A 25,810-nucleotide genomic window follows, 5' to 3' on the forward strand; every position below is an offset into this window, starting at 1 on the left:
GAACCGCCCTTTTTCATTTCCTTAAAAAATCCCCCACTTCTTCTTTTTCGGCGGCTCCGGCTCTTCCAGATGGCCTACGACCGGAAAACGTTCCACCACCGCCCGCACATGGGGCGCCGACTTCAGTTCCTCGGTCAGATCCGCCCCCGCCTGGTGCATCCCCTGGTGATTCCCCGCTTGCCACAGGGGGCTCTCGCTCACGTCATAGACCTTCTCGTTTACCGCCACATAGGCTTTGCGACCGTCGCGGCCGTCGAATTTTGCCAGTTCTTCCTTGGTCATGTAGACACCTCCTGAAATGAATGATTCGTCTCCCGGGGATAGCACTCTCCGGGGCATCAGTGCATTAAAGCATATCTGGGAATCGACGGATTGCCAGCTGGTCCGGTTGCCGGTTTTTTTGACTGTAGATTCCGAATTGGTCATCGATCCGGTTTTTTGACGGAATTGGTGCCGCCATTTGCTTGCCATTCGGCGAATGTCTGCTAGCTATTTCTTAACGCTGAAAATAAATGGGAGTTCTTCTAGAGGAATGATGAAAGAAACTTTAGTGAAAGACTTGTCTATTGGATTTTGCTTAAACTGGAAATATTGTCGATAAAACCGACGGTTGGGCTTTGATTCAATTATTAAAATATCCCGCATAGTTGATAAAGGATGGGCTAATGTATCGATATTGTTGATGAAAAAAACAAGCTGAATGCACTTTTGGCGCGCGGAATGCATCCTGCTCAAAACTGATTTTCTTTTTTGTAGCATCGTAAGGTCGGTTCGCATCGGTGGCGGCGATTGGTTGGGAGGCCGGTTCCGCTCCCGGAGTTTTTCACGAAATCATGTAGACAGGAGGTAGCATGAGAGTCTGGCAAGGATTTTTGATGGGCGTGCTGTTGGTGCCGCTGGCCCTGTGGCCGGCTGATCCGGCGGCGGCAGCCTCGGTTTCCGGTCGGGCAAGTACCGTGCTCGAATGGTATGACTCGGCCAACGAGGAAACCTCGCTGCCGGTATACCAGTACCTGCAACTGAACGCGAAGGATATCGGCGCCAAGGGCTACAATTTCAAGGCCTACGGTCGGCTTGGCAACGATCTGAACGACGAGGAGAATATCAAGAGCCGCCTCTATTACGCTTATCTCGAAAAGAAAGACCTCTTCGAGGGCTTCGATTTCCGTCTCGGTCGCCAGTTCATCTCCACCACCGCCGGCGCCTCATTGATGGATGGTCTTTCCCTCAACTACACCCTGCTCGACGATTACCAGATCAAGGTCTTCGGCGGCGGGGACGTCAGCTACTACCAGGGTTACAACGCCAAGGACGTGGTCACCGGCGTTGAAGTTTCCGGCAACTTTTTCGACAGCCTCGACCTCTCCCTGAGCTATCTGCAGAAGTGGGACGAAGGTTTGCTCGGCCAGGAGCTGCTCGGCTTCGACGCCAGTTACGACCTGAACGGCAAGCTCTGGCTCTACAACGAACTGCAGTGGGACATCCTCTCCGAGCGGCTTAGCTATGCCCAGGTCGGCGGTAAATACCGCTTCGACTTCCCCCTGACCGCCCGCCTCGAATACCTCTACAGCCTGCCGGTCTTCTCCTCCACCTCGATCTATTCGGTCTTTGCTGTCGCCGAGTACGAAGAAGTGCTGGCCGAAGTCACCTACAACATCCGCCGCGATATCCAGCTCTTTGGCCGGTACGTTCGGGAGATCTACGAAGAGTACAAGGATGCCGACGTCTTCGAGGCGGGGATCGAGAAACTGCGCACCGGCAACTTCTCCGGCTATCTCACCGGCATTTACCGTATTGATGATGACGGGCAGGATCTCAAGGGCTTCAAGGTGCGCGGCGCCTACCGCATCACCAAGGCGATCGAGGCCGGGCTCGGCCTGAATCTCGACGTGCTCGAGCGGGAGATCGATTACTTCGACAGCGATACCGATACCGACGACACCACCAGCCGCCGCTACTGGGCCGACATCTCCTGGCGACTGACCGATACGCTCAACCTGGAAGGCAAGATCGAGCGGGTGGATAGCGATCTGTGGGATTACTACAATCGTGGCACCCTGCGCCTGAACCTTCTCTTCTGACAAGGAGCATCCCATATGACCCGCAGAATATTATTCGCACTGATCCCGATGCTGGCCGCCGGCGCGCTGCTGGCCTGGGCGGCGGGCTTCGACCACGAGGCTCACGTCAAGGAGTACGTCGACGGCGGTGATTGCGCGGCCTGCCACGTTGCCGGCGCGCCTTCCATCATCCCCGAAATCGCCGTCTGCCTCGAATGCCACGGGCAAGAGGAAGTCGGCGGCATCAGCTTGCCCGCGCCCAAGACCCACGGGCCGCTCTGGGCTCTCAACCACCGCGCCGAAGCCAAGGGCAACGCCATCGACTGCAATGCCTGCCACGAGCAGAGCGACTGCCTCGACTGCCACAAGGCCGGGTTCTCCCACGAGCAGGGCGCTTTCAGCAACAACATGGTCAACGTGCACCGCAGCGACTTCCACGTCACCCACCCCATCGCCGCCCGCACCGACCAGAACCTCTGCTCCAGCTGTCACGAGCCCAATTACTGCAACGAGTGCCACGACCGCTTCCAGATGCGCGGCAGCGACATCGGCAGCCCCTCGCACCGGCGCACTTTCGACATGGGTTTGGATGTTGCTGTCGGGCATGAGAACTTTACCGAAGCCATGTGTGACGATTGTCATCTGACCGATTCCGTCTCCCCTAGTTACCATACCTGGTCGATCGGGCATGCCCGCGAGGCCCGGCGTTCACTGGCGACCTGCCAGGCCTGCCATCCCGATGGTGATGTCTGTCTCAAGTGTCACAGTGCCCGCGGGGGACTGAAAATCAACCCCCATGGTAACGACTGGGGTGATCGCAAGGGCAGCCTTAATGACGCCAGCAACGGTAAGACGTGCAGAAGATGTCACTAGCGCTTTCCGGACCATTCATGGAGAAAGAAAAAAGGAGGCACTTTATGTACCGAAGGATGCTTGTTTTGCTTGTAGCGCTGTTCTGCTCCTCAATCATGCTTTGGGGGTGCGGCAGCAGCGGTGGCGGTGGCAGCTCGGTTTCTGTCCCTGTGGAAGACGATAGCGCCGCCGTTAACGATCCCACCCCGACCGTTCCGGTGAACTCCGCCGTGGCCCGGACCAATTGGGCTGTTGTGCCGCAGTTGGACATTGCCGACGCAACAGTCGCTGACGACGGCAAGCTCACGGTCAACTTCACCTTGGCCGACCAGTCGGGTGCCCCTCTGACGGGATTGACAGGCTTCAGCTTCATTGCCGCTCAACTGGTCCCTTCCGGGGATCTAATCAGTGGGGCCCAAGATGCGCAAGATCCCTTCTTCTGGCAGAGCTATATCAACCGGGTTGAAGACGCCAGTGCCGCCGGCACCTCGGGGGGACAGCCGAATAATGTCGGCCCCGGTGGTGCCCCGGTCTATGAAAAGGCGATCCAGGCAACCACCGAAAGCAACGGCACCCTGGTTGACAACGGCAACGGCAGCTACTCTTACACGTTTAGTACGAACCTCAAGACTGGCACCTTCTTTCCGGTAGACCCGGCGACCATGACGTATGCATTTCTTGGGGACACTGCTCTCGCTTTTGACGCCAACCGCACCCATCGTGTTGCGATTCAGTTCAGCGGCGTCACGCCGGCGGAGCGTGCGCCGGTCAATGCCTTTTACGACTTTATTCCCGCGACCGGTCTGGCCATCGACCCGGCGGTGGACGCTTCCCGTCTGGTGGCTGAAACCGCTTCCTGTAACGCCTGTCACGACGGCCGCCTAGCGCTTCACGGGGGCAATCGCACCGAGGTAGGTTACTGCGTCACGTGTCACAACCCCGGGACCGTCGATGCCAACAGTGGCTTCAATCTCGATATGGCCAATATGGTCCACAAGATTCATCGAGGTCAGAACCTGCCCAGTGTCAAGGCAGGCGATGAGTATGCCATCTGGGGCTATCGCGGGACGGAGCACAACTATTCCGAAGTGGTCTATCCCTCTCTTTATTACGGATCGACGGCCGAACCGCTCAATTGCACCGCCTGCCATACCAGCACCGCCAGCACTCCCGACGGCGACAACTGGTATACAAAAACATCCGATCTTGCCTGCTTCTCCTGCCACGATCAGTTGGAAGTCGGTAAGGAGTTTGCGTACCATGCGGGGGGTACCTATGACCGCCATGACCAAACGGCGGGGTCCGACCCCTACCCGGCAGATCAAGCCAATATTGATGCCCGCAACTGTGGCGGATGTCACACGGGAACCGCCACAGATCTTCCGAGGCTTTATCGCCGAACTTTTTATGCCCATTCTCACGACTTCGCCCGGCCCCAATTCCGCTACGTCATCGAATCGGTATCGGTCAACGCCAATCGCCAACCGGTCATTCGTTTCCGCGTCCAGCAGCGCGCCAATGCCGGAGCGGCCTTCGCAGACATGGATCTCTTAGCGCAACTTCCCGAGTATACTCCGGTTTACGGTGGAGCGGCGGTACGTCTTTCGAGTGGACCGAACTTTGCCTTGATCTATTCGACCACCGGGACGGACTGGGATCTCAACCGCCCCAATGGTCAACCTGCTTCCGCGTCCCTGGCGAATCTCGGCGCGGGCACGAAGGATGGAGCGGGCACCGGCAGTGGCAGCGCCGGGACTTTGGTCGCCAATGGCGATGGTTCGTTCACCGCGACGGTCACCGGGGGCAGTTATCCCGCCGGCGCGACTCGACGTGCCGTTTTTATGCAAGGATATTTCCAACTTGGTACCGCACGGCTCGATACGCCCTCGCCCCTGACTTTCGTCGATGGCGATACCGCTCGGCGGGAAATTGTCGAGCAGGACAAGTGCCTCGGTTGCCATGGCGGCATCGGGTTCCATGGTGGCAACCGAGTGGATAACCCCTTGGTTTGCGCCGGTTGTCACAACCCGCGCCTGACCAGCAGCGGACACACGCTTCCCGATGGTCAGCCGGAGGATGAAGTCAGTAATAATCTCAAGGACATGATTCACGGTATTCATGGCGGAACATTAGTCGGCGTGCGTAATTTTAACGGCAATGCAACCGCCTATGACTTCACCACGATCATGTACCCCGGGGTTCTCTCCAATTGTCTTTCTTGCCACAAAGAAGGGACGTTTGGGCAGCCCGCGACCGGTACGGCGGTAACCACCAATGTCACCTTGGATCGTACCGCCGCTGAAGCCGGTGCCGATGACCTCGTGACCAGTCCTTACAGCGCCAGCTGTGTCGGCTGTCACAACAGTACGGAAGCGATTGCGCACTTCAGGGATTTTAACGGCTCCGTGAGGGCCAAGCGTTCTGATGTGGTTGGTGGAGAAGAGCGTTGTGCCCTTTGCCACAGCATCTCGAATCCGGTCGAGCCCGTTGATGGGGTGCATAGCGGGCTGCAATAGACTGGGAATTGTATTGGTTTTTGTTTGAAGTAGAAGAAAGCGACGGGCTAAGGCCCGTCGCTTCAGACTGCTGACAAAGTCCCCGTCGAAAGGCGGGGATTTTGTTTATTATAGACGAAAGGGGACGTATAGACGAAAGGGGACGTTGTAGACGAAAGGGGACGTTGTTTAATTGTTGAATAAGGTCCGCCACTTTGCTACTCTCCCACCATGCCCCGTCAAACCCGCCTCGATATTCCCGGTCTGTTGCAGCACGTTATCGTTCGTGGTATCGAACGCCGGAATATTTTCCGCACCAACACGGATCGGCGCGATTTCGTCGAGCGACTCTCCCGTCTGCTCGTCGAGACCGATACGGACTGCTATGCCTGGGCGTTGATCCCCAATCATTTTCACCTCCTCTTAAAGCCCAAAGGCTGTGAACTCAAGCACTTCATGCGTCGGTTGCTGACAGGCTACGCCGTCAATTTCAACAAGCGGTACCGTCGCAGCGGGCACCTGTTTCAAAACCGCTACAAGTCGATTGTCTGCGAAGAAGACGCCTATCTGCTGGAATTGATCCGTTACATCCATCTCAATCCGCTGCGAGCCGGGCTGGTTAAAAACCTGGAGGCTCTTGCGCGTTTCCCCTGGTGCGGTCATGGTGTTCTGCTGGGAAATGCCTCGATGGAGGGGCAATCCGTCAAAGACGTCCTTACTCTTTTCGCGGAGCACCCGGCCCCGGCGTGCAAATGCTATCTGGCCTTTGTCGCCGATGGCGTTGCCGTGGGCGAGCGCCCGGAACTGGTCGGCGGCGGGCTCCGACGCAGTTGCGGCCAGAACATTTCTGAGGAACCACAGGCTTTTGATGAGCGGGTTCTCGGAGGCGGTGATTTTGTGGAAAAACTAAGTGGGCTTGAGCCGCTGAAAGAGGGTCTCGCCCCAAAGCTCGATCTGGGAAGACTCGCACATCGTGTCGCTGAACATTTCGAGATTGGCATCGATGAGCTTGTCGAGAGAGGTCGTTATCCGCAGCGAATCGCGGCTCGCGATCTCTTTTGCTATGTTGCAGTTCGTATCCTTGGCTACAGCGGCGTTCAGGCCGGGAAGTTGCTGGGGTTGCAACGTTCAGCGGTCAGTCATGCCGTAAGGCGGGGAAAGGTTCTGGCGGAGCAGGGGGGCTGGCGAATAGAGTCAATACTGGTAGCTAATTAAATAATTAAACAACGTCCCCTGCGAGGGAACCAATTAAACAACGTCCCCTGCGAGGGAACGTCCCCTGCGAGGGAACCCAACGTCCCCTGCGAGGGAACCCAACGTCCCCTGCGAGGGAACCCAACGTCCCCTGCGAGGGAACCCCACCACTTGGGAAAAGCCGGGGTCAAAAATCTGGGGTCAAGTCTTGAAAAGCAACTTTTTCTAAGTTGTCCCGGCTGATGCGGTTCACTTTCGTTCACCGCATCCTATCCCCCTGCCTGGGGTTTTTCCGTCAGGTCGCGGAAAAAGTCGGCGACGGTTTGCACGACGATGCCGGAGGTCTTCTCCGGCCTGTTCATATGGGGGCCGAAATGTTTGAGGTCGCCGGTCAGAAGGTGGGTGGAACCGCTCAGCAGGGCGGCTTCGAAGATGGGGCGGTCTTTGGCGGGGAGGTCGAGGGGACATTTCAGTCCTTCGCCGCCGGGGATAATGTCCATCACGGACAGAATCGTTGCCAGCCGGGGCAGGCTTTGCAGGTATTTGTTTTCAAGATTCCGCCGTGCTTCTTCCTCCGCCAGGCGACTGGTAATGATTTGCCAGGAGAGTCGCGCCGCGAGGTCAATCAGCAAGGCGGCCTTGCCGACGGGGTTGTGTGCGGCCGTGAAGATGACGTTGGCGTCGAGAAAGATTCTTCTCACAATTCCGCCTCAAATTTCCTCAAAATGGCCTCTTTTTCCAGCGGATCGAGCCGGTCTTCCCGGTTCCAGCGCTCGATGTCCGAATCCGTATAGGTTTCGATCTCGAGAACAGCTGCCGGACGCAAAACGACCTCACCATTACGGTCTTCGGCAATGATCACCCCGCCGGGCCGGATCCCCAGCTTTTTCCGAAAGGCTGCGGGCAAGGTAATTTGGCCGCGACTGGAAACGATGATGTTTTCGCGCATATAATGTTCTCCTGTTGAAAAGCTGAATTTCAGCTTAGCGGACATTCGTAGGGATGTCAAAGCAGGAAAAACATCGGCGGCACATCTTGAAAAGTCAACTTTCCCAAGTTTCCGATTTGATGCGGTTCACTTCCGTTCACCGCATCCTACTGGCTCCAGTTGAAGTAGTACAAAAGCAGCGAGGCGGCTCCGGATTGGGGCCGCCTCGCTGTATTTGGGGGGTGGGGGAATTCTAGAAGCGACTGCGCAGGGCGAGGCGGAAGACGACGTCCGAGGCGGTTTCGGTGGCGATGTCTTCGCTGACGCCGATTTCCAGGGCGGTCTTTTCGCCGAGGGCGAGGTCGCCGCCGACGGTGAGAATGGCGGCGGGATCGCCGAGTTCCTTGAGGTCGCTGTCGTAGAGGGAGGTGTGGCCGTCGAGCTGGAGCTTGAGGACGATCCACGACCAGGGGCGCCAGCCACCGCCGAGCATGGCGAAGCCGACCAGGTTGCGCTGCTGTTCTTCGACGACGTCGCCGTCGGTCATGCCCATGAGGCCGAAGCTGCCGAAGAGGGCGAGGGCGGAATCGCCCTGGCGCCAGCTGCGGTTGCCGGAAAGCCAGAGGGAGAGGTCGGTGCTGCCGCTGCCGAGCAGATCGTCGCTGTCGCCGGTGGGGAGCTTGAGGGCGGCGTGCAGGGCGGTCCCCCAGGGCTCGTCCCCTTCGGCGCGGGCGAGCTGCCAGGCGGCATTGAGGCGGATGTCGCCGATTCCCTGGGCGTGATCGTCGACCAGGACTTCCTGCTTGCCGTTACGGATGTAGCTGTAGCGCAGCTCGTCGCGGGACGCCTTGTCGCGGCCGTTCTGGGGGAGGCCGAAGGTGTCGTGCCAGCCTTCGATGAAGCCGTCGAGAAAGCCCCCCCGGTGCATCAGGTAGGGAAGATCGAGGCCGACTTCGAGACGCGGCGTCAGGCCTCGGCGCAGGTTGAGGTTGAAACGGTAGGTTTCGCCGTCGAAGAAGGCGCTCTCACCGCCGCTGCTGTTGTGGGTGTAGTTCTGCGCCGTATCCAGGGCGAGTTCGGCGGCGTGTTCGCCGGGGGGGAGGATCAGGGTATGGCCGGGGGTCGGCAAGCCGAAAATCTGGGTCATGGGGGCGCGGTTGCCGGTTTGGAAAGGGCCGATAGCGAGTTCGGCGCCCGCGGCGGAACCGGCCAGGAGGATCAACGACAGGGCCAGCCAGGGCAGGATGCGGCAAGCGATCATGAGTCGATACCTTTGTCTTGGGGTGGATGGGGATGAAAGTGACAGACTGAAGAGTACCGAGGCCTGTTTTAACGCAGCCATTCGGTGCTGTCAAAACAAAAGGGGGTGAGGCCGGGCCGCCGTTTAATCGTTGCATGGCGACCCCGCTCACGTTAATCTCACAAGGATTGTTTCATCCCCTAAGCGAGGAGTTGCCCATGCGTGTATTTCGATTTTGGCTTGTTGCCTTGGTGATAGGTTTGGCCGGCTGTGCTTCCTGGCATGCCCGGGTGCGCCCCGGTTTCGACTGGAGCACGGTTTCGACGGTGGCGTTGCAGGGGCCGGCGGAGGCCTACTCCGAGTTGGTCGCGACGGCGCGGGAGGAATTAGAGGGGATGGGCTACCGAGTGCTCCCCGCCGAATCTCCCGAAGCGCAGGTGGAGGTGCAACTTTCCGTGGTCGAGGCGCTGGATATCGATGAGTCCGGAAAGACCTTCATGCGCCCGAAGAGTCTGCATACCCGCTTCTACAAGTCGGTGGATCAGGCCCTGGTCGCCGAATCGAGTTATTACCTCGGACCGTCGGAAAGCCCGCGCCAGGGGGTGAAGGCGCTGCTCGCCGGAGTGCGGAAAAAGCAGGCCCAGGCTGCTGCCGTTCCAGCGCAGGTGGTGACGGCCGCGCCGGTTGCCACCCCGCCCGCGTCGAAGCCCGCTGTGGTGGAGCCCGTTCCGGTGCAGGTCGCCCCGGCACCGCCCGCCGCTGCTGAAACCGCTACCGCCCTCCCGTCGCAAACAAACGCGCCGGTTGCCGCGCCTGCCAAGACATCGGGCACAGCGACCGCTCCGGAAGCGGTGGCGGCTCCGCAGGGGAGCGATCTCCGTCAGTCCCAGGCGCATCCTGTTGTTCCCGCGGCGACACCCACGCCCGTTGCCCGGCCGGAAGTTGCGACCGAAACAACGGCGGATGACGACTGGGACAAGCCTCGGGGCGAAATGCCTTCTTCCGGGGAGGCTTCCCCCTGGGTGCCGCGTTTCCAGTCCTGGGGCTTTTCCGATTGGGGCAAGAGCCGGGAGCTTGAGTGAGGAGTGGGGAGTGGGGAGTGGGGAGTGGGGAGTGGGGAGTGGGGAGTGGGAATGATGCGGACTTTTTGTAAACTGATTGTCTTTCTGACGCTGTGCTGGGGATCTTCGGCCTCGGCCGCGACCGTTGCCGGCAAGGTGACGACGGACGGCGGGAAAGTGCCGACGGCGGGGGTGCAGGTGCTGGCCTATCCGCTGGCGGCGGCCTCCCTTGCTGGCGAGGCGCCGCACCGTTCGGCGGCAACGGGGAAAGACGGCCTTTTCTCCCTGGAGTTGCCCGCCGGGCAATACTTCTTCCTCGCCCGGGGGGGCGGCTTCTTCGCCTACTACGGCCGCAATCCGGTGGCGGTGCCGGAGGACGGGCTTAGCGGGATGAATCTGGCGCTGGTCGCGGAAAATCCGGCGGTGAGCGAGCGCAAAGTCGAGTTTTCCACCGGCGTGGCGGGGCGGACCCTGGTCGGGGAGGAACCCCTGGCCGACGCCATCGTCTATGTCTATACCGATCTCAATGACCAACTCAAAGGGATGGGCCTGGGGCTGTCGGCGCCGAGCGATGCCGAAGGGCGCTTCGATCTGCCCCTTTCCCCCGGCACCTACTACCTGCTGGCCCGGCAACGGCAGGCGGGGGGCTTCGCCGGACCGTTGCGGGCCGGGGATTTTATCGGCTACTATCCCGGCAACCCGGTGGTGGTCGGCCCGGACCAGGTGCTGCAACTGACCTTGCCGATGCTGGAAGTGCCGGAGAAGGTCGAGCGTCTGGCCGAATCCCTCTTCGGCCAGACCAGCATCCACGGGCGCATCGTCGATGGCGAGGGAAAGCCGGTGGCCGGGGCGCGGGCGATTCTTTACAGCGACCCGACCATGCTCAATCGCCCCCTCTACGTCAGTCGGCCGAGCGACGCCGACGGCCGCTTCGTTCTCTCCTTCGCCGCGGGCGGTACCTACTATCTCGCGGCCCGTGACACCCTCGGCGGCACACCGCAGCCGGGGGAACGCTACGGCCGCTTCGCCGATTCCAGCGATGGTTCGATCCTAGTAGAGACCGGCCAGGACAGATCCGGGGTGGAGATTGTGGTGGAGGAGATGTGGTAGGGGTGTCCTCTGTCAGGGAGGTCTCCAGCCCATGATCTGGCGCTCTCTCGCCTCGCTGCGGCTGACCGTGCCGCTGCTCTTGGGCCTGGCCCTGGCGGCGGTCTTCGGCACCTTCGCCCCCCTGGAGGAGGGGCGCTACGAGATCTTTTACCAGCGACTCTGGTTTCGTCTGCTGCTTGGCCTGCTCGCCCTGAATCTGAGCGTCTGCACGGTCCGTTCGCTGCTGCAGCGACGGCGCATGCTCGCGGTGCCGACCTTTCCCTTAAATAGCGCCGATCTCGACCCCCCGTGGCGGGTCTTGCCCGAGGGCCTGGATCGCGACCGGGCGGCCGCCCGTCTGGCCGCTCTCGGTTATCGGGTCGTCGCTCATCCCCAGGGGCTCCTCGCCCAGCAAGGCATCGGCGGGCGCTGGGGGGGGACGGTGGTGCATCTCTCCCTGCTCTTGATCATGGCCGGGGCGCTCCTCGGTGGCGCCGGTTTCGTCGGTACCCGCCAACTCCATGTGGGGCACGAGGCGACGGACTATTTCGACTGGGCGGCCCAGGCCGATCGCCCCTTGGGCTTCACCTTGCGCCTCGATCATTTCGAGCCGGTCCATTACCCCATCGAACTGCGCCTCGCCGTGGTCGAAGCCGACGGCAGCCGCCCGCCGCTGCTGCTGACCACCCGCGAAGGAGAGACGGTCGAGTTGCCCCGCCCGGGACTGACGGCGCAGGTGGAAAAATTTCTCCCCTTCGAACAGATGCTTTTTCTGCAGCTTTACCGCGACGGCCTTCCCCTCGGTCGTTACCAGGCGCTCCCCGCGGGGGGCAAGGAAACGAGCCCGATCGCCTTCGGACTGACCCTCCACCCCGACGCCTTCCGGGATCCGATGCTGAAACAGTTGCACAGCGAGGTGTCCATTCTCGAGGAGGGACAGGTGGTAAAGCAGGGGGTCATCGAGGTCAACCGACCCCTGGTCCATCGCGGCGTGACCATTTACCAGACCGCCCATGGCCGGGATCCGTTCGGCTTCTGGTTCGCCGGTTTCCAGCTCAGCCGCGACCCTGGCGAGCCGCTGGTCTGGAGCGGCTGCGTCCTCTTGAGTCTCGGCCTGTTGACGGCCTTTTTCCGGCGCTGGCGGGTGCTGCTTTTCGCCTGGCCGGAAGGGCGGGGCGTACTTGAGCCGCTGCGGGGCTTTGCCGGCGAGGCCGGAAGCGCTGATCTCCAAGTCCTGCTGCACGCTCTCGCCGTGTCCGTTACCGCCGAGGCCGGTACCTCCGCCGACCGGTATGATCCTTGACGGTTCGGGAGGGGGCATGGTAGATTACGCCACTTTTTTCTCATTTATCCCCTCCGAAAGTCCCGGCGGCGGATACGCGGAGCCCCGATGTATTTCCCTTCCCCCGAGCAGTTCGCCTCCCTGGCCACACAGGGCAACCTGATTCCCATCTACCGGGAAATCCTGGCCGACATGGAAACCCCCGTTTCCGCCTTCAAGAAGATCGACGACGGCAAGACCTCTTTTCTGCTGGAAAGTATCGAAGGGGGAGAGAAGTGGGCGCGTTACTCTTTTCTCGGCAGCGGTCCGGGGCGGGTTTTTCGCAGCCGGGGGAAGCGTTATGAAGTGTTGGAGGACGGGCGCGTCATCCAGTCAGGGGATTGCGCCGATCCCCTGGCCGAGCTCAAGGCCTTTCTCGCCCCTTACCGGCCGGTGCCCATCGACGGCCTGCCCCGTTTTTTCGGCGGCGCCGTCGGCTATCTCGGCTACGACATGGTGCGTTTCGTCGAGGAACTGCCCGACGCCAACCCTGCCCGCATCGGCGCTTTCGACTCGTGCTTTCTGCTCACGGAAAAGCTGCTGATCTTCGACAACATGCGTCAGAAGATCAAAGTGGTGTGCAACGTCCACCTCGCTCCCGACGCCGACATCGAGGCCGCCTATCGCCAGGGAGTCGCCCAGATCGATAAACTGATCGAGCAGTTGCGCGCACCTCTGCCCCGTCACGCTCCGGAGATTTCGACCGAGTCGCCGGTCATGGAGTCGGATTACACCCGCGAGGGTTTCATGGCGGCGGTGGAGCGCTGCAAGGAATATATCCGCGCCGGCGATATCATTCAGGTGGTGCTGTCCCAGCGTTTCTCCGGCCCCCTAGGCGCGACCGACCCCTTCGACATCTACCGCGCCCTGCGCACCATCAATCCTTCTCCCTATATGTTCTTCCTGCGTTTCGGCGATACCCTGGTAGTTGGCGCCTCGCCCGAGGTGCTGGTGCGCAAGGAGGGGGACCAAGTCGAGGTCCGTCCCATCGCCGGCACCCGTCCCCGGGGAATGACGGCCGAGCAGGATCTGGTGCTGGAGGAAGAACTGCTGGCCGATCCCAAGGAGCGGGCCGAGCACATCATGCTCGTCGATCTCGGTCGCAACGACCTCGGCCGGGTCAGCCGCACCGGTTCGGTGGAGGTCAGCGAGCTGATGGTGATCGAGCGTTATTCCCACGTCATGCACATCGTCTCCAACGTGCGCGGCCATCTGCTCGAAGGGCGCGATGCCTTCGACGTCTTCCGCGCCACCTTCCCCGCCGGCACCCTCTCCGGCGCACCGAAGATCCGGGCGATGGAAATCATCGACGAACTGGAGCCCTGCCGGCGCGAGATCTACGGCGGCGCCGTTGGTTACTTCTCCTTTTCCGGCAACATGGACATGGCTATCGCCATCCGCACCCTGGTCATCCGCGATGGGCGCATCCACTTGCAAGCCGGGGCGGGGATCGTCGCGGACTCGGACCCGGATACCGAGTATCAGGAGACCGTCAACAAGGCGCAAGGCGCCATGTCCGCCATCACCATGGCGCGAAAGGGGCTGAACTGACATGCTCCTCATGATCGACAACTACGACTCCTTCACCTACAACATCGTCCAGTACTTTCGGGAACTCGGCGCCGAGGTGGAGGTGTACCGCAACGACAAGATCACCATCGACGAGATCGAAAAGAAGGCGCCCCGGCGCCTGGTCGTCTCTCCCGGACCCTGTTCGCCCCTGGAGGCGGGCATCTCCGTCGCGGCCATCCAGCGGTTGGCGGGGAAGATTCCCATTCTCGGCGTCTGCCTCGGACATCAGTCCATCGGTCAGGCCTTCGGCGGCAGGATCGTCCGCGCCGCTTCCCTCATGCACGGCAAGACCAGCCCGATCCATCACGACAACCGGGGGCTATTCGCCGGTCTGGCCAACCCCTTCGACGCCACCCGCTACCATTCCCTGCTCGTCGAACGGGAAACGCTGCCGGACTGTCTGCGGGTGACGGCCTGGACGGCGGAAGGGGAAATCATGGGGCTGGAGCACCGCGACCTGCCGGTCTGGGGGGTGCAGTTTCATCCCGAGTCGATTCTGACCCTGGAAGGGAAGAAGCTGCTGAACAATTTTCTCGAGATGAGCTGAATGAATCGTGAGGGGTGAGGAGTGAGGAGAAAGGCGCTTTTGTTTTCCTCTCACCCTTCACTCCCCACCCATCACGGAGAGTAGAATGATTAAAGCAGCGATAGCCAAAATAGTGGAGCGCAAGGATCTCACCGAGACGGAAATGATCGCCGTGATGGATCAGATCATGGGCGGCGAGGCGACGCCGGCGCAGATCGCCGCCTTCATCACCGCGCTGCGCATGAAGGGGGAGACGGTGGACGAGATCACCGGTGCCGCCCGGGTCATGCGCGACCGGGCCACGCCGATCCGCGTCGGCAAGGTGCTCGATATCGACCGCGAGGACATCAACCTCGACCAGGAGACGATCCTCGACGTGGTCGGCACCGGTGGCGACGGCACCAACACCTTTAATATCTCGACGACCGTATCCTTCGTGGTCGCCGCCTGCGGGGTCAAGGTGGCCAAACACGGCAACCGCTCGGTCTCTTCCCTCTGCGGCAGCGCCGACGTGCTGGAAAAGCTCGGGGTGAACCTGGACGTGACCCCGGAGAAGGTCGAGGAGTGTATCCGCGAGCTCGGCATCGGCTTTCTCTTCGCGCCGGCCCTGCACGGGGCGATGAAGTACGCCATCGGCCCGCGCAAGGAGGTCGGTATCCGCACCATCTTCAACATCCTCGGGCCGTTGACCAACCCCGCCGGGGCCGATTGTCAGGTGCTCGGTGTCTATCAGGAAGCGCTGGTCGAACCCCTCGCCCAGGTGCTGGCCCGTCTCGGTTGCCGCCGGGGCTTTGTCGTTTACGGTATGGACGGCATGGACGAGATCACTCTGACCGGGCCGACCCGGGTCGCGGAAATCCGTGACGGCAAGGTCAAGGTTTTCACCATCGAACCGGAGGATTTTGGTCTCAGCCGTTGCCCGATGAGCGCCCTGCAAGGGGGCAACGCGGTCGGCAATGCCGAAATCGTGCGCAGCGTGCTCCAGGGGGAAACCAGCCCCCGTCGGGATGTGGTGCTGCTTAACGCGGCCTACGCCCTGGTCGCCGCCGGCGCCGCCGAGGATATCCCCGCCGGTCTGGCGCTGGCCCGCGAGGCCATCGACGAAGGGCGGGCGCTGGCCAAGGTCGACGCTTTGGCGGGGATGACGAACGAATAATCGGGCGCCGCAAAAGGCCCCTACGGAAACTATCGATGAACGATACCCCCGACATTTTGAAGAAGATCGTCGCGCACAAGCGCGAGGAGGTCGCCACCGCGAAGGCCAAATTTCCCATGGAGCGCCTGCGGCAGCGACTGGAGCTGGTCGAGGATCAGCCGCGGGGCTTTGTTCGCGCCTTGCGGATCATGCACGAGGCGGGAGGGACGGCGGTCATCGCCGAGGTGAAGAAGGGCTCCCCCTCCAAGGGGGTGATCCGTCCCGATTTCGATCCGATCACTATCGCCGAAACTTACCAGGCGCACGGGGCCACCTGTCTTTCGGTGCTCACCGATGAAAAGTTCTTTCTCGGCCATCTCCAGTATCTCGGCCTGATCCGCGAGCAGGTCTCTTTGCCGCTGCTGCGCAAGGACTTCATCTGCGATCCCTATCAGATTGTCGAGGCCCGCGCCTTCGGCGCCGACGCGGTGCTGCTCATCGCGGCGATGCTTGATCTGTCCCAGCTGCGGGATTTTATCGCCTGCGCTCGGGAACTGCGCCTCGACGTGCTGCTTGAAGTGCACGATGAGGCGGAGCTGGAGCTGGCGCTGCAAACCGACTGCGAGCTGATCGGGATCAATAACCGCAGCCTGCGCACCTTCGTCACCGATCTCGGCGTCACCGAACGCCTGCGGCCGCTGGTTCCGGCGGAGCGGTTGGTTGTCGCCGAGAGCGGCATCAACGGCCGCGCCGATGTCAAACGTCTGCTCAAGGCCGGCGCCGGGGCCTTTCTTGTCGGCGAGGCGCTGATGCGCGAGGCCGATATCGGCGCCAAGTTGGAAGAACTTATTGGATGATTGATACTTTGGGGCGTCCCGCGGGGGCGCCTAGGGCGACGCATGCGTCGCCCCTACCGCGAAAATTCAAGGAGAGAGCGATGCAGAACAAGATCCTGTTGCCGGAAGACCGCATCCCCAAATACTGGTACAATGTCATTCCCGACATGCCGGGCCCGCTGGCGCCGGTCATTCATCCCGGGACGATGCAGCCGGTCAAGCCGGAGGATCTGCTGCCGATCTTCCCCATGCCCCTGATTGAGCAGGAAGTTTCCCAGCAGCGCTGGATCGAGATTCCCGAGCCGGTGCGGGAGATTTTCCGGATCTGGCGTCCCTCCCCCCTCTTTCGTGCGCATCGCTTGGAGAAAGCCCTCGGCACCCCGGCGAAGATCTACTACAAGTACGAAGGTGTTTCCCCGGCCGGTTCGCACAAGCCGAACAGCGCCGTGCCCCAGGCCTATTTCAATAAGATCTCCGGGACCAAGCGCATCGCCACCGAAACCGGCGCCGGGCAGTGGGGGTGTTCCATCGCCCTGGCCTGCCAGATGTTCGGTCTGGAGTGCACTGTCTACATGGTCAAGGTTTCCTTCGCGCAGAAGCCTTACCGCAAGAGTATGATGCAGCTCTGGGGGGCGAACGTCATCCCTTCGCCGTCGGACCAGACCAACGCCGGCCGCGCCATGCTCGCCAAGGATCCGGAGAACGGCGGTTCCCTCGGCCTGGCCATCAGCGAGGCGGTGGAGGATGCCGTTTCCCGCGAGGATACCCGCTACGCCCTGGGAAGCGTCCTCAACCACGTCTGTCTGCATCAGACGATCATCGGCCTTGAGGCCAAGGAGCAGATGGCCATCGCCGGGGATTATCCCGATGTCGTCATCGGCTGTCACGGCGGCGGTTCCAACTTTGCCGGGATCGGCTTCCCCTTTGTCGCCGACAAGGCCAATGGCAAGCAGGTGCGGGTGCTGGCGGTAGAACCGGCGAGCTGCCCGACTCTGACCCGGGGTGTCTATGCCTTCGATTATGGCGACACCGCCAAGATGGCGCCGGTGGCGAAGATGTACACCCTCGGCCATGACTTCATGCCGCCGGGTATCCACGCCGGCGGTCTGCGTTACCACGGCGCTTCCCCCCTGGTTTCCCAGTTGCTCGCCGCCGGGGTGATCGAGGCCAAGGCGGTGCATCAGCTCGCCTGCTTCGACGCGGCGGTCCTCTTCTCGCGCACCGAGGGGATCATCCCCGCCCCCGAGTCGAGTCACGCTATTCGCGGTGCCATCGACGAGGCCTTGCAGGCCAAGGAAGAAGGGAAGGAAAAGACCATACTCTTCAATCTCTCCGGCCACGGCCATGTCGACATGACCGCTTACGACGACTTCTTCGCCGGCAAGCTCACCGACTACGAATATCCGACCGAGGCGATCAAGGAGTCCCTCTCCCAGCTGCCAAAGGTGGATTAGGCAAAGATGTTCGTAGGGGTGATCCTTGTGATCGCCCCTGCCGGGGTGACAGATGATCAGGATCAAGATCTGCGGCCTCACCCATGTCGACGACGCCCTGCAGGCCTGTGCCTGCGGGGCGGACGCGCTGGGGCTGGTTTTCTATGAAAAGAGTCCCCGGTGTGTCACCAGGGAGCAGGCGCGGGCGATCGTCGCCGCGCTGCCCCCCTTCGTGACCACGGTCGGGCTCTTTGTCAACGAGAGTCCGGAAACGATCCGCGAGATCGTCGACTTCTGCGGGCTGGATGTGATTCAGCTGCACGGCGACGAGGGACCGGAGGCGTGCCTTTTCCCCCCTCATCGGGTGCTCAAGGCGCTGCGGGTTCGGGGGGAGGAGAGCCTGGCCGGAGTCGAGCATTTTTCCGTTTCCGCGCTCTTGCTCGATGCCTGGCATCCGGACAGCTATGGCGGCACCGGCCAACTCGGCGACTGGAAACTGGCGGCCCGTCTCGCCGCCGAACGCCCGGTCATTCTCGCCGGCGGACTCAATCCGGAGAATGTCGCCGAGGCGATCCGCCAGGTGCGCCCTTACGGCGTCGACGTCTCCAGCGGTGTCGAAAGCTCCCCGGGGCGCAAGGACCCGGCGCTGGTCGCGGCATTCATTCGGAATGCACGCGCCGCTCTTTAACGAAAGGAAACCATGAAATTCACCGAACTGAATCTGCCCGAAGCGGTCCTCAAAGGGGTCGCCGAGGTCGGCTTCACCGAACTCACGCCGGTGCAGGAAGAAACCATCCCCATCGCCCTCTCCGGCAAGGATGTGGCGGCCCAGGCCCAAACCGGCACTGGCAAGACCGCCGCCTTCCTCGTCTCCCTCTTTACCCGGCTGCTGACCAGTGGCAAACGCACCAGCAACAACCCCCGCGCCCTGATCATGGCGCCGACGCGCGAACTGGTGGTGCAGATTGTCGAGGATGCCAAGGGACTCGGGGCTCACTGCCCGATCAAGGTGCAGGCGATCTTCGGCGGCATGGATTACGACAAGCAGCGCCAGGCCCTGAAGGATGGTGTCGACATCATCGTCGCCACCCCGGGGCGGCTCATCGACTATGCCAAGCAGCGGGTCTTTACCTTCGACCGCATCGAGGCACTGGTTATCGATGAAGCCGACCGCATGTTCGACATGGGCTTCATCAAGGACCTGCGCTATATCCTGCGCAAGCTCCCGGATTTCGAACACCGCCAGACCATGCTCTTTTCCGCCACCCTGTCCCCACGGGTGCGCGAGCTGGCCTACGAGTTCATGGATCTGGCGGAGCGGGTCGAAATCCTGCCCGAACAGGTCACCGCCGAACGGGTCGAGCAGTTGCTCTATCATGCCTCCCGACGGGAAAAATTCCCGCTGCTGATGGGATTGCTCAAGAAGGAGTTGGACGCCGAACGGGTCCTGGTTTTCGTCAATACCAAGCGGGAAGCCGAATATCTCACCGAGCGCCTCAAGGCCAACGATCTGAAAGCGGCGGTGATTTCCGGCGATATTCCGCAGAACAAGCGGATGCGCATCCTCGCCGACTTCAAGGAGGGCAAGTTGACCTTTCTGGTGGCGACCGACGTCGCCTCCCGGGGGATTCATATCGATGCCGTGAGCCACGTCATCAACTACGACCTGCCCCAGGATCCAGAGGATTACGTCCATCGCATCGGCCGCACCGCCCGGGCCGGCGCCCTCGGCAAGGCGATCAGCTTCGCCGACGAGGATCTGGTCTTCCATCTGCCCGATATCGAGGAATATATCGGCCGAAAGATTCCCAGCCGGTTTCCCGAGGAGGATGATTTCTTCTGGGACTACAAACGCGGCGCGCCCCGTAAAAAAGCTCCCCCGGCTCATGCCAAGCCGGCGGCGGCCGCTGCGAAGGCGAAGAAGCCTCGGCGTCGGGGCAAGCCCAGGTCCGATGGCAAGCCCTCTGCCTGAACCGGAAAGGGGTGGCATGGATAAGGCTTTTGTCGAGCGGGTGGCGAGCTGTCGCCGCTGCCCGCGTCTCGTCGACTATCTGAGTGCCCTGCCGCCGAAGGGGGGGCGTGGTCGGGAGGATTACTGGAACCGGCCAGTGCCCGGCTTCGGCGATCCCCAGGCGCGGGTGCTGCTGGTCGGGCTGGCCCCCGGCGCCCACGGCGCCAATCGCACCGGGCGCCCCTTCACCGGCGACGGCGCCGGGGATTTCATGTATCCCCTGCTGCATCAAGCCGGATTCGCCAATCGCCCGGAGGTTTCCGACCTCGGTGACGGGCTGCGCCTGACCGATCTCTACATCAGCAACGCGGTCAAATGCGCGCCGCCGGAGAATAAGCCGCTGCCTGTTGAATTTGACCAGTGTCGCCCCTTCCTGGCGGCGGAGCTGGCCGCTTTGCCCCGACTCAAGGTGGTACTGGCCCTTGGTCAAGGGGCCTTCGTCAGCTGCCTGCGTCTTTTTAAGGAAGCGGGGCTGGTCGCCCGGCTCTCCGATTGCCCCTTTGGCCACGGCGCCGCCTATCCCTTAAGCAACGGTCTGACCCTGGTCGCCAGTTACCATACCAGCCGTTACAATGTTCAGACCAGGCGGATCGATGCGCCCATGTTTCTTGATTTGCTGGCTCAGGTTCGGGAGCTTGCGCTCCGAGAAAACGGTTGAAATGGAGCAAGGCTTCGATTAATGTAGGGAATTCGTTCTGGCACAAGGTGCGACCAGCGCCTGCCTCGCCTTGGGCGAACTCGCGGAAACGGCATTTTACGCCGCCTTTCGAACCGTTCGACGAGCTCACGCCGAAACTCAATCATCACGAGGTAGACATATGTCCTGGTTCAAGCGCTCCAAGGCGCCCATCGCCGAAGTGGAATCGAAAAAAGTCCAGATGCCCGAAGGGGTCTGGACCAAATGCAAGAACTGCAACGAGATCATCTACACCAAGGAAGTTGAGCGCAACCTCAACGTCTGTCCCAAGTGCGACTACCACTTCCGCATCTCCGCCCGGGAGCGGATCAGTCTCGTGATCGACCAGGGCTCCTTCGCCGAGATGGATGCCGCCATGGAGTCCGTGGACTTTCTCGATTTCAAGGATTCCAAGCGCTACAAGGACCGGATTCGCGCCGCCGTCAAAAAGAGCAGCGGCGACGCGGTGATCTGCGGCAAGGGGACGATCGAAGGTCTGCCGGTGGCCATTGCCGTTTTTGACTTTGGTTTCATGGGGGGGAGCATGGGGTCGGTGGTCGGGGAGAAGATCACCCGGGTCATCGAGCTGGGATTGGAAAAACGCTGTCCGGTCCTCATCTTCTCCTCTTCCGGCGGGGCGCGCATGCAGGAAAGTATCCTTTCCCTGATGCAGATGGCCAAGACCAGCGCCGCCCTGGCCAAGCTGAAAAAGGCCGGATTGCCTTTCATTTCGGTTCTGACCGATCCGACCACCGGCGGGGTGACCGCCAGTTTCGCCATGCTCGGCGACATCAACATGGCCGAGCCCAAAGCGTTGATCGGCTTCGCCGGCCCCCGGGTCATTGAACAGACGATCCGCCAGACCCTGCCCGAAGGCTTCCAGCGCTCCGAGTATCTCCTGGAGCACGGCATGGTCGATATGATCGTCCCTCGCCAGGAAATGAAACAGCGCCTCTCCCAGATTCTGCGGATCTTCACCAAGAGCTGATCCGTGGCCTACCGGGAGAGTCTCGATTACCTCTACGGGTTGCAGAAATTCGGCATCAAGCTGGGGTTAGAGAATATCCGCACCCTGCTCGACCGGCTCGGGCATCCCGAGTGCGCCTACGGCGTCATCCATGTCGCCGGCAGCAACGGCAAAGGTTCGGTCTGCGCCTACCTGGACCGGATCCTGCGGGAAGCGGGGTTGCGGGTCGGACTCTACACCTCCCCCCATCTTCATTCCTTCACTGAACGCATCCGGGTAAACGGCGTCCCCATCGAGGAAAAGCAGGTAGCGGACTACACCGAGGAATTGCGCAGGGTTGCCGGGAATCTGCCGAGCACCTTCTTCGAGTTCACCACGGCCATGGCTCTGCTCCATTTTCAGCGGGAACGGGTCGATTTCGCGGTCCTGGAGACGGGCATGGGTGGCCGCCTCGACGCCACCAATGCCGTCGACTCCCCCCAGGTGACGGTCATCACCTCGATCTGCCGCGATCATGCCGGGCATCTCGGTGATGATTTGGCAACCATCGCCGGGGAAAAGGGGGGGATCATCAAGTCCGGCGTCCCCCTGGTTCTGGGACGGCAGGCTCCCGAGGCCGAGCGGGTGCTTCGTGACCTGGCTCGAGAGAAGCAGGCCCCGGTCCGCGATGTCGGCAGCGTGCTCGGGCCCGAGGGGGATGACGACCCTTTGGCTTGGCACGGATGCCACTGGGTGCTGGAGGGTCTACGCCCCGGCCTCCTTGGCGACCATCAACGGGAGAACCTGACCCTGGCTCTGGGGGCGGCGGAGATCCTGGCCGAACAAGGGGTGCCTCTGACGCCGACGGTCGCTCGTGCCGGAATTGCCAAAACGCGCTGGCCCGGCCGCCTGGAGTGGTGGGGTGGGCAGCGGCGGATTTTGCTTGACGGCGCCCACAACGAGGGGGGGGCGGCGGTGCTTGCCGACTATCTGCGTCATCTTTCGCCCCGTACCGTCCGCTGGGTTGTCGGGCTGAAAGGGGACAAGGAGGCCTCGGCGATCCTTTCTCCACTTTTGCCTTGGGTTACGGAGCTCTATTGCACCTCGCCGCCGGTCGAGGAAGCGGTGCCACCGGAGGCTCTAGCTCGGCTGGGCCGGGACGCCGGCCGCCCGGCACGGGTCTTTTCTTGCTGCGCGGAGGCGTTGGCCGCCGCTCTCAAGGAGCAGCGCCCGGGGGAGATCGTTTTGGTCGCCGGTTCCCTCTTTCTGGTTGCGGCCGCCCGGGAATATCTGGCCGGAGACAGTCCGATGGCGGATCCCCTGTTATGATGATAACTGAATCCACCTGTGGGTTTTCCTTGGTAAAGGATCCTTTGCTGTGATGCGAGTCAGGCTGCTGTTTCTGTTGTTCATGATCTTTTGCTGGGTGGCGCCGGTTCAGGCACGCCTCACCTTCGGGGTCGTGCCCAAGGCGACCCATTTTTTCCCTTCCCTGGAAGAGGCCCAGGTCTTGGCCGACTACCTTTCTCGGCGGCTTGGTGAAGAAGTGGAAGTGCGGGAGTTTCAGGAGGTCACGGATCTCCATGAATGGCTGAACCGCTACCGGACCGTGGACATGGCGGCCTTTACCGTCAGTTATGTCCGTCAGCAGCAGGCGGGAGAGTTCGAGGTTTTGGCTACGGTTGTCCCCCTTTCGGCCGCTTCCGGACAGTCCACCGAGCTGGTGGTCGCCCGCCAAGGGGTACGCCGGGGTTTGCGTAATCGCCTGGAATTGGCCTTGACGGCGATGGGTGGCGATCCGGAAGGACGTCAGCTGCTCGCGGCTTCGGGCATCTCCCACTTGGTGGGCGCCAAAGTTTCCCCCCCCGCCACAGTGATCGCGGATTATCCCCCGGCAGAAGCTCCGCCGCTTGCGGAGGAGCCCGCTGTCCCCAGTCGCTCTCTCCCTCCCATTGAAACATCCCTGCCGGCTCCTGCGACTCTCGTTACGCCGGTCACAGCTCCTTTGGTTGCGGCACCTTCGCTGGTGCATGCTCCAGTACCGGAACCGGAGGCACTTCGGGAGTCGGTAGCGGCTGAGTCTTCCGAGGAGGCGCTCGCCGCTCCCACCGGGACCGAGGACCTCTCCCGAGCAGAGGACGTAGTCATTGCTGAGGGCGAGTCCGTTGGAGAGACTGTGATCGACGCGCCGGAAACCCCCGCTCCAGTTGCGACCTCACAAAAGCCCGCCGCCGTTTCCTCGACGGGACCGGGCCTCCAGGATCTGAGCGGTCCGGCCCCGGTCAATCTGGAGGCGGATGAGTTGAGTTATGATCGGGAGGCTTCCCTTTACACGGCGCGTGGGGGGGTGCGTCTGACCAAGGGGGGCGTAACCCTCGACGCGGATCAGATGCTCTTTAACGACCTGACCGGGGATGCCGACGCGACGGGAAATGTCTATCTCACCGATCCGTCGGGAAGCCTGCGGGCGGAACAGGCCGATTACAATATGGAAACGGGAGTAGGCCGGATCCGCAGTGGCAAGGTTTTTATCAAAGAGCACAACTTCCATCTGGCCGGCGAAGAGTTGAAGCGGATCGGCGAGCAGGATTACCAGTTGGAAAGGGGATTTTTCACCACCTGTGACGGTGACATCCCTTCCTGGAAGTTCGGTGCTCGGCATATCGATGTGACCCTCGGCAAATATGCCCGGGCCAGCAATGTTCTTTTCTATCTGCACGACTGGCCGGTTTTCTATCTCCCCTACATCGTCTTCCCCGCCAAAACCGAACGGGAGTCGGGCATGCTCATGCCCCGTTTCGGCTATTCGGACAAGCGTGGCGCCGAACTTTCCCTTGCTTATTATCAGGTGATCGCCCGCAATCAGGATGCGACCATCTCCGTCGATTATCTTTCCGATTTCGGTATTGGCCAAGGCGTGGAATATCGATATATCTTCGGCGCCGACAACGAAGGCACACTGCGCGGCTACTACGTCAACAACATCCGTGACGAGTATCTGCGGGACAAGCTCAAGGATGAACCGGATCTGGCGGACACCCTCGATGAGGATGATCGCTACGCCATGGAATGGACTCATCTCGGCACCCTGCCCGGTGACTGGACGTTGAGTGCTGATGTGGAATATGTCAGCAATCGTGACTACTTCGACGAATTCGGAACCGTCGCGGAGGAATACACCAAGGACCAGTCCGAGTCGGTGGTTTATTTGAGCCGCGACTGGAAAAACAATATAATTGCCGCGGAGTTCGACTATACCCAGGAATTGGAATTCGACGACGATACGACTCTGCAGCGTTTACCGGAAGTTCGCTTCGATGCCCTGCGCCGGCGTCTTGGTCAAAGCCCTTTCTTTTTCGGTTTGGCTTCGGCCTACACCTATTTCTGGCGGGAAGAAGAAGTGGTGACGGGCGATTGGGAAACCAGCAAGATAAAGGGACAGCGACTGAATGTCCGGCCGTACCTTTCCGCTTTCTTCTCACCGTTTCCTTGGCTTGAAGTTGTTCCGGAACTAGGCTACCGCGAGCGTCTCTATGAGACGTCCTCTTCTGGTCCCGGTTCAGAGGATGCCGGCATCTACGACTTCTCGTTGCGGATGGGGACCAGTTTCTCCCGCGTGTTTCATGGTGGACTGGGCAATTATAGGAAAATCCGCCACAGCATTGACCCGGAAGTGGTCTATTCCCATGTTCCTAACGAATCACAGGATCATTTGCCTTATTTTGATTCCCTGGACCGGATTGGGGTCGCGAATCGCGTCACTTACTCCCTGACCAATCGTTTCACTGCTCGGCTGGAGCCTCAGCCCGGGGTAGTGGAGTATCTGGAATTTCTCAATGTCCGGCTTTCGCAAAGCTACGATGTTCGACAATCCCGCCATGATCGTCAGGATGTGAATGACGTCGATCCCCTGGGGGATGTTCGGGCCGAGTTGCTCTGGTCGCCAACCCGCAATACCTTTGTCGACTTGGATGCACGGTATGATTTTCACAGCCGCAGCCTGGATGGCTTTAATGCGCGTACCGGTTTGCGGGATCAGGGAGGAAACAGCCTCTCGGTCGATTATCGCTACTCCCGGGCTGAGACCGAGTATGCCACTCAGGGGTCCGAATATGTCTCAGGGACAGCGTCCCTGGCTTTGCTTGCACCATTTTACCTTGGCTATCAGCATCGCTATGATATCCAGGATCAGGTTAGCCTCGAGAAAGTATTCGATCTGGAATATCGCTCCCAGTGCTGGAGTCTCTTTTTGACCCTGCGTGACAGGATCGATGAACGGCAGTATGTTCTGGTGTTCGCCTTGAGTGGGATCGGCAATGTTTTACGCATGGGCGGAAATTTGGGGAGTACCCAGGTCGACGAGGAATAGTTCTTGGTGCCTGCTCACAGTAAAATGAAAACCCAAAACCGGCGGCAGCCGGTTTTTTTACTGCTG

At 61.1% G+C, this 25,810-nt stretch carries 22 protein-coding genes; 18 read left to right on the top strand and 4 right to left on the bottom strand.

The genetic code is table 11. The annotated features are described in order from the left end of the window. Positions 1–21: 21 nt before the first annotated feature. Positions 22–282 (bottom strand): cytochrome b5 domain-containing protein, encoded by a 261-nt coding sequence (locus tag BQ4888_RS07855; protein WP_092056087.1) that lies wholly within the window; start codon positions 280–282, stop codon positions 22–24. A gap of 569 nt (positions 283–851) precedes the next feature. Between BQ4888_RS07855 and BQ4888_RS07860 the strand changes: the two genes are divergently transcribed. The 4 genes from BQ4888_RS07860 to BQ4888_RS07875 all read left to right on the top strand — a co-directional run bounded on the left by BQ4888_RS07860 (position 852) and on the right by BQ4888_RS07875 (position 6,622). Next, positions 852–2,081, top strand: a complete 1,230-nt coding sequence (locus BQ4888_RS07860; protein ID WP_140396617.1) for a hypothetical protein — start codon at positions 852–854, stop codon at positions 2,079–2,081. A gap of 15 nt (positions 2,082–2,096) precedes the next feature. Further along, the gene (locus BQ4888_RS07865; RefSeq protein ID WP_092056094.1) at positions 2,097–2,933 is read left to right on the top strand and encodes a cytochrome C; all 837 of its coding nucleotides are present in this window, start codon (positions 2,097–2,099) and stop codon (positions 2,931–2,933) included. A gap of 44 nt (positions 2,934–2,977) precedes the next feature. After that, entirely contained in the window at positions 2,978–5,428 is a 2,451-nt protein-coding gene (locus BQ4888_RS07870) for an OmcA/MtrC family decaheme c-type cytochrome (RefSeq protein ID WP_170232792.1), read from the top strand. 210 nt (positions 5,429–5,638) lie between these two features. Beyond that, positions 5,639–6,622, top strand: coding sequence for a transposase (locus BQ4888_RS07875; RefSeq protein WP_092056100.1), 984 nt, complete (start codon positions 5,639–5,641; stop codon positions 6,620–6,622). 248 nt (positions 6,623–6,870) lie between these two features. Here BQ4888_RS07875 and BQ4888_RS07880 read toward each other — a convergent pair whose 3' ends face one another. From BQ4888_RS07880 to BQ4888_RS07890, 3 genes are all read right to left on the bottom strand, one after another. Beyond that, positions 6,871–7,302: a hypothetical protein gene (locus BQ4888_RS07880; protein WP_092056103.1), complete on the bottom strand. Its 432-nt coding sequence runs from the start codon at positions 7,300–7,302 to the stop codon at positions 6,871–6,873. Beyond that, positions 7,299–7,550, bottom strand: a complete 252-nt coding sequence (locus tag BQ4888_RS07885; protein ID WP_092056105.1) for an AbrB/MazE/SpoVT family DNA-binding domain-containing protein — start codon at positions 7,548–7,550, stop codon at positions 7,299–7,301. Before BQ4888_RS07885 ends, BQ4888_RS07880 begins: the two co-directional genes overlap by 4 nt. 232 nt (positions 7,551–7,782) lie before the next feature. Next, a complete protein-coding gene (locus BQ4888_RS07890) occupies positions 7,783–8,790 on the bottom strand; it encodes a DUF3187 family protein (protein WP_170232793.1) in 1,008 nt (335 codons plus the stop codon). 197 nt (positions 8,791–8,987) lie between these two features. Here BQ4888_RS07890 and BQ4888_RS07895 point away from each other — a divergent pair, with 197 nt between their 5' ends. The 14 genes from BQ4888_RS07895 to lptD all read left to right on the top strand — a co-directional run bounded on the left by BQ4888_RS07895 (position 8,988) and on the right by lptD (position 25,744). After that, on the top strand, positions 8,988–9,851 hold the full coding sequence (locus BQ4888_RS07895) for a hypothetical protein (RefSeq protein ID WP_092056109.1): 864 nt from the start codon (positions 8,988–8,990) through the stop codon (positions 9,849–9,851). A 51-nt stretch (positions 9,852–9,902) separates the two neighbouring features. Further along, positions 9,903–10,940 (top strand): carboxypeptidase-like regulatory domain-containing protein, encoded by a 1,038-nt coding sequence (locus BQ4888_RS07900; protein ID WP_092056111.1) that lies wholly within the window; start codon positions 9,903–9,905, stop codon positions 10,938–10,940. A 31-nt stretch (positions 10,941–10,971) separates the two neighbouring features. After that, complete coding sequence (locus BQ4888_RS07905) at positions 10,972–12,222, top strand: cytochrome c biogenesis ResB family protein (RefSeq protein WP_092056116.1); 1,251 nt, start codon at positions 10,972–10,974, stop codon at positions 12,220–12,222. A gap of 87 nt (positions 12,223–12,309) precedes the next feature. Then, positions 12,310–13,791: an anthranilate synthase component I gene (trpE, locus tag BQ4888_RS07910; RefSeq protein ID WP_092056118.1), complete on the top strand. Its 1,482-nt coding sequence runs from the start codon at positions 12,310–12,312 to the stop codon at positions 13,789–13,791. A gap of 1 nt (position 13,792) precedes the next feature. Beyond that, positions 13,793–14,359: an anthranilate synthase component II gene (locus tag BQ4888_RS07915; RefSeq protein WP_092056121.1), complete on the top strand. Its 567-nt coding sequence runs from the start codon at positions 13,793–13,795 to the stop codon at positions 14,357–14,359. Between the two features lie 85 nt (positions 14,360–14,444). Then, positions 14,445–15,494 carry an anthranilate phosphoribosyltransferase gene (gene trpD, locus BQ4888_RS07920; RefSeq protein ID WP_092056124.1) on the top strand — a complete coding sequence of 350 codons (1,050 nt, stop codon included), beginning with the start codon at positions 14,445–14,447 and terminating at the stop codon, positions 15,492–15,494. Between the two features lie 35 nt (positions 15,495–15,529). Next, complete coding sequence (gene trpC, locus BQ4888_RS07925; RefSeq protein ID WP_092056128.1) at positions 15,530–16,330, top strand: indole-3-glycerol phosphate synthase TrpC; 801 nt, start codon at positions 15,530–15,532, stop codon at positions 16,328–16,330. Positions 16,331–16,410: 80 nt separating this feature from the next. Then, entirely contained in the window at positions 16,411–17,763 is a 1,353-nt protein-coding gene (locus BQ4888_RS07930; RefSeq protein WP_092056130.1) for a TrpB-like pyridoxal phosphate-dependent enzyme, read from the top strand. Positions 17,764–17,815: 52 nt separating this feature from the next. Continuing rightward, positions 17,816–18,430 carry a phosphoribosylanthranilate isomerase gene (locus tag BQ4888_RS07935; RefSeq protein WP_092056134.1) on the top strand — a complete coding sequence of 205 codons (615 nt, stop codon included), beginning with the start codon at positions 17,816–17,818 and terminating at the stop codon, positions 18,428–18,430. Positions 18,431–18,442: 12 nt separating this feature from the next. Next, positions 18,443–19,714: a DEAD/DEAH box helicase gene (locus BQ4888_RS07940; protein ID WP_092056137.1), complete on the top strand. Its 1,272-nt coding sequence runs from the start codon at positions 18,443–18,445 to the stop codon at positions 19,712–19,714. Positions 19,715–19,730: 16 nt separating this feature from the next. Then, positions 19,731–20,411: a uracil-DNA glycosylase gene (locus BQ4888_RS07945; RefSeq protein ID WP_092056140.1), complete on the top strand. Its 681-nt coding sequence runs from the start codon at positions 19,731–19,733 to the stop codon at positions 20,409–20,411. 160 nt (positions 20,412–20,571) lie between these two features. Continuing rightward, a complete protein-coding gene (accD, locus tag BQ4888_RS07950; protein ID WP_092056144.1) occupies positions 20,572–21,417 on the top strand; it encodes an acetyl-CoA carboxylase, carboxyltransferase subunit beta in 846 nt (281 codons plus the stop codon). 3 nt (positions 21,418–21,420) lie between these two features. Continuing rightward, positions 21,421–22,704 carry a bifunctional folylpolyglutamate synthase/dihydrofolate synthase gene (locus BQ4888_RS07955; protein WP_092056146.1) on the top strand — a complete coding sequence of 428 codons (1,284 nt, stop codon included), beginning with the start codon at positions 21,421–21,423 and terminating at the stop codon, positions 22,702–22,704. Positions 22,705–22,756: 52 nt separating this feature from the next. Continuing rightward, a complete protein-coding gene (lptD, locus tag BQ4888_RS07960) occupies positions 22,757–25,744 on the top strand; it encodes an LPS assembly protein LptD (RefSeq protein ID WP_092056150.1) in 2,988 nt (995 codons plus the stop codon). The last annotated feature ends 66 nt before the right edge of the window (positions 25,745–25,810 follow it).

The sequence above is a fragment of the Desulfuromonas acetexigens genome (assembly GCF_900111775.1).
Taxonomy (GTDB): domain Bacteria; phylum Desulfobacterota; class Desulfuromonadia; order Desulfuromonadales; family Trichloromonadaceae; genus Trichloromonas; species Trichloromonas acetexigens.

Excerpts from the sequence above, each read along its gene's own strand:
- BQ4888_RS07865 (WP_092056094.1), top strand. The coding sequence starts at position 2,097 with ATGACCCGCAGAATATTATTCGCACTGATCCCGATGCTGGCCGCCGGC.
- BQ4888_RS07895 (WP_092056109.1), top strand. The coding sequence starts at position 8,988 with ATGCGTGTATTTCGATTTTGGCTTGTTGCCTTGGTGATAGGTTTGGCC.
- BQ4888_RS07890 (WP_170232793.1), bottom strand. The coding sequence starts at position 8,790 with ATGATCGCTTGCCGCATCCTGCCCTGGCTGGCCCTGTCGTTGATCCTC.
- BQ4888_RS07935 (WP_092056134.1), top strand. The coding sequence starts at position 17,816 with ATGATCAGGATCAAGATCTGCGGCCTCACCCATGTCGACGACGCCCTG.
- BQ4888_RS07945 (WP_092056140.1), top strand. The coding sequence starts at position 19,731 with ATGGATAAGGCTTTTGTCGAGCGGGTGGCGAGCTGTCGCCGCTGCCCG.
- BQ4888_RS07940 (WP_092056137.1), top strand. The coding sequence starts at position 18,443 with ATGAAATTCACCGAACTGAATCTGCCCGAAGCGGTCCTCAAAGGGGTC.
- BQ4888_RS07875 (WP_092056100.1), top strand. The coding sequence starts at position 5,639 with ATGCCCCGTCAAACCCGCCTCGATATTCCCGGTCTGTTGCAGCACGTT.
- accD (WP_092056144.1), top strand. The coding sequence starts at position 20,572 with ATGTCCTGGTTCAAGCGCTCCAAGGCGCCCATCGCCGAAGTGGAATCG.
- trpD (WP_092056124.1), top strand. The coding sequence starts at position 14,445 with ATGATTAAAGCAGCGATAGCCAAAATAGTGGAGCGCAAGGATCTCACC.
- BQ4888_RS07905 (WP_092056116.1), top strand. The coding sequence starts at position 10,972 with ATGATCTGGCGCTCTCTCGCCTCGCTGCGGCTGACCGTGCCGCTGCTC.
- BQ4888_RS07855 (WP_092056087.1), bottom strand. The coding sequence starts at position 282 with ATGACCAAGGAAGAACTGGCAAAATTCGACGGCCGCGACGGTCGCAAA.
- lptD (WP_092056150.1), top strand. The coding sequence starts at position 22,757 with ATGCGAGTCAGGCTGCTGTTTCTGTTGTTCATGATCTTTTGCTGGGTG.
- BQ4888_RS07930 (WP_092056130.1), top strand. The coding sequence starts at position 16,411 with ATGCAGAACAAGATCCTGTTGCCGGAAGACCGCATCCCCAAATACTGG.
- BQ4888_RS07885 (WP_092056105.1), bottom strand. The coding sequence starts at position 7,550 with ATGCGCGAAAACATCATCGTTTCCAGTCGCGGCCAAATTACCTTGCCC.
- BQ4888_RS07870 (WP_170232792.1), top strand. The coding sequence starts at position 2,978 with ATGTACCGAAGGATGCTTGTTTTGCTTGTAGCGCTGTTCTGCTCCTCA.
- BQ4888_RS07915 (WP_092056121.1), top strand. The coding sequence starts at position 13,793 with ATGCTCCTCATGATCGACAACTACGACTCCTTCACCTACAACATCGTC.
- BQ4888_RS07900 (WP_092056111.1), top strand. The coding sequence starts at position 9,903 with ATGATGCGGACTTTTTGTAAACTGATTGTCTTTCTGACGCTGTGCTGG.
- trpC (WP_092056128.1), top strand. The coding sequence starts at position 15,530 with ATGAACGATACCCCCGACATTTTGAAGAAGATCGTCGCGCACAAGCGC.
- BQ4888_RS07860 (WP_140396617.1), top strand. The coding sequence starts at position 852 with ATGAGAGTCTGGCAAGGATTTTTGATGGGCGTGCTGTTGGTGCCGCTG.
- trpE (WP_092056118.1), top strand. The coding sequence starts at position 12,310 with ATGTATTTCCCTTCCCCCGAGCAGTTCGCCTCCCTGGCCACACAGGGC.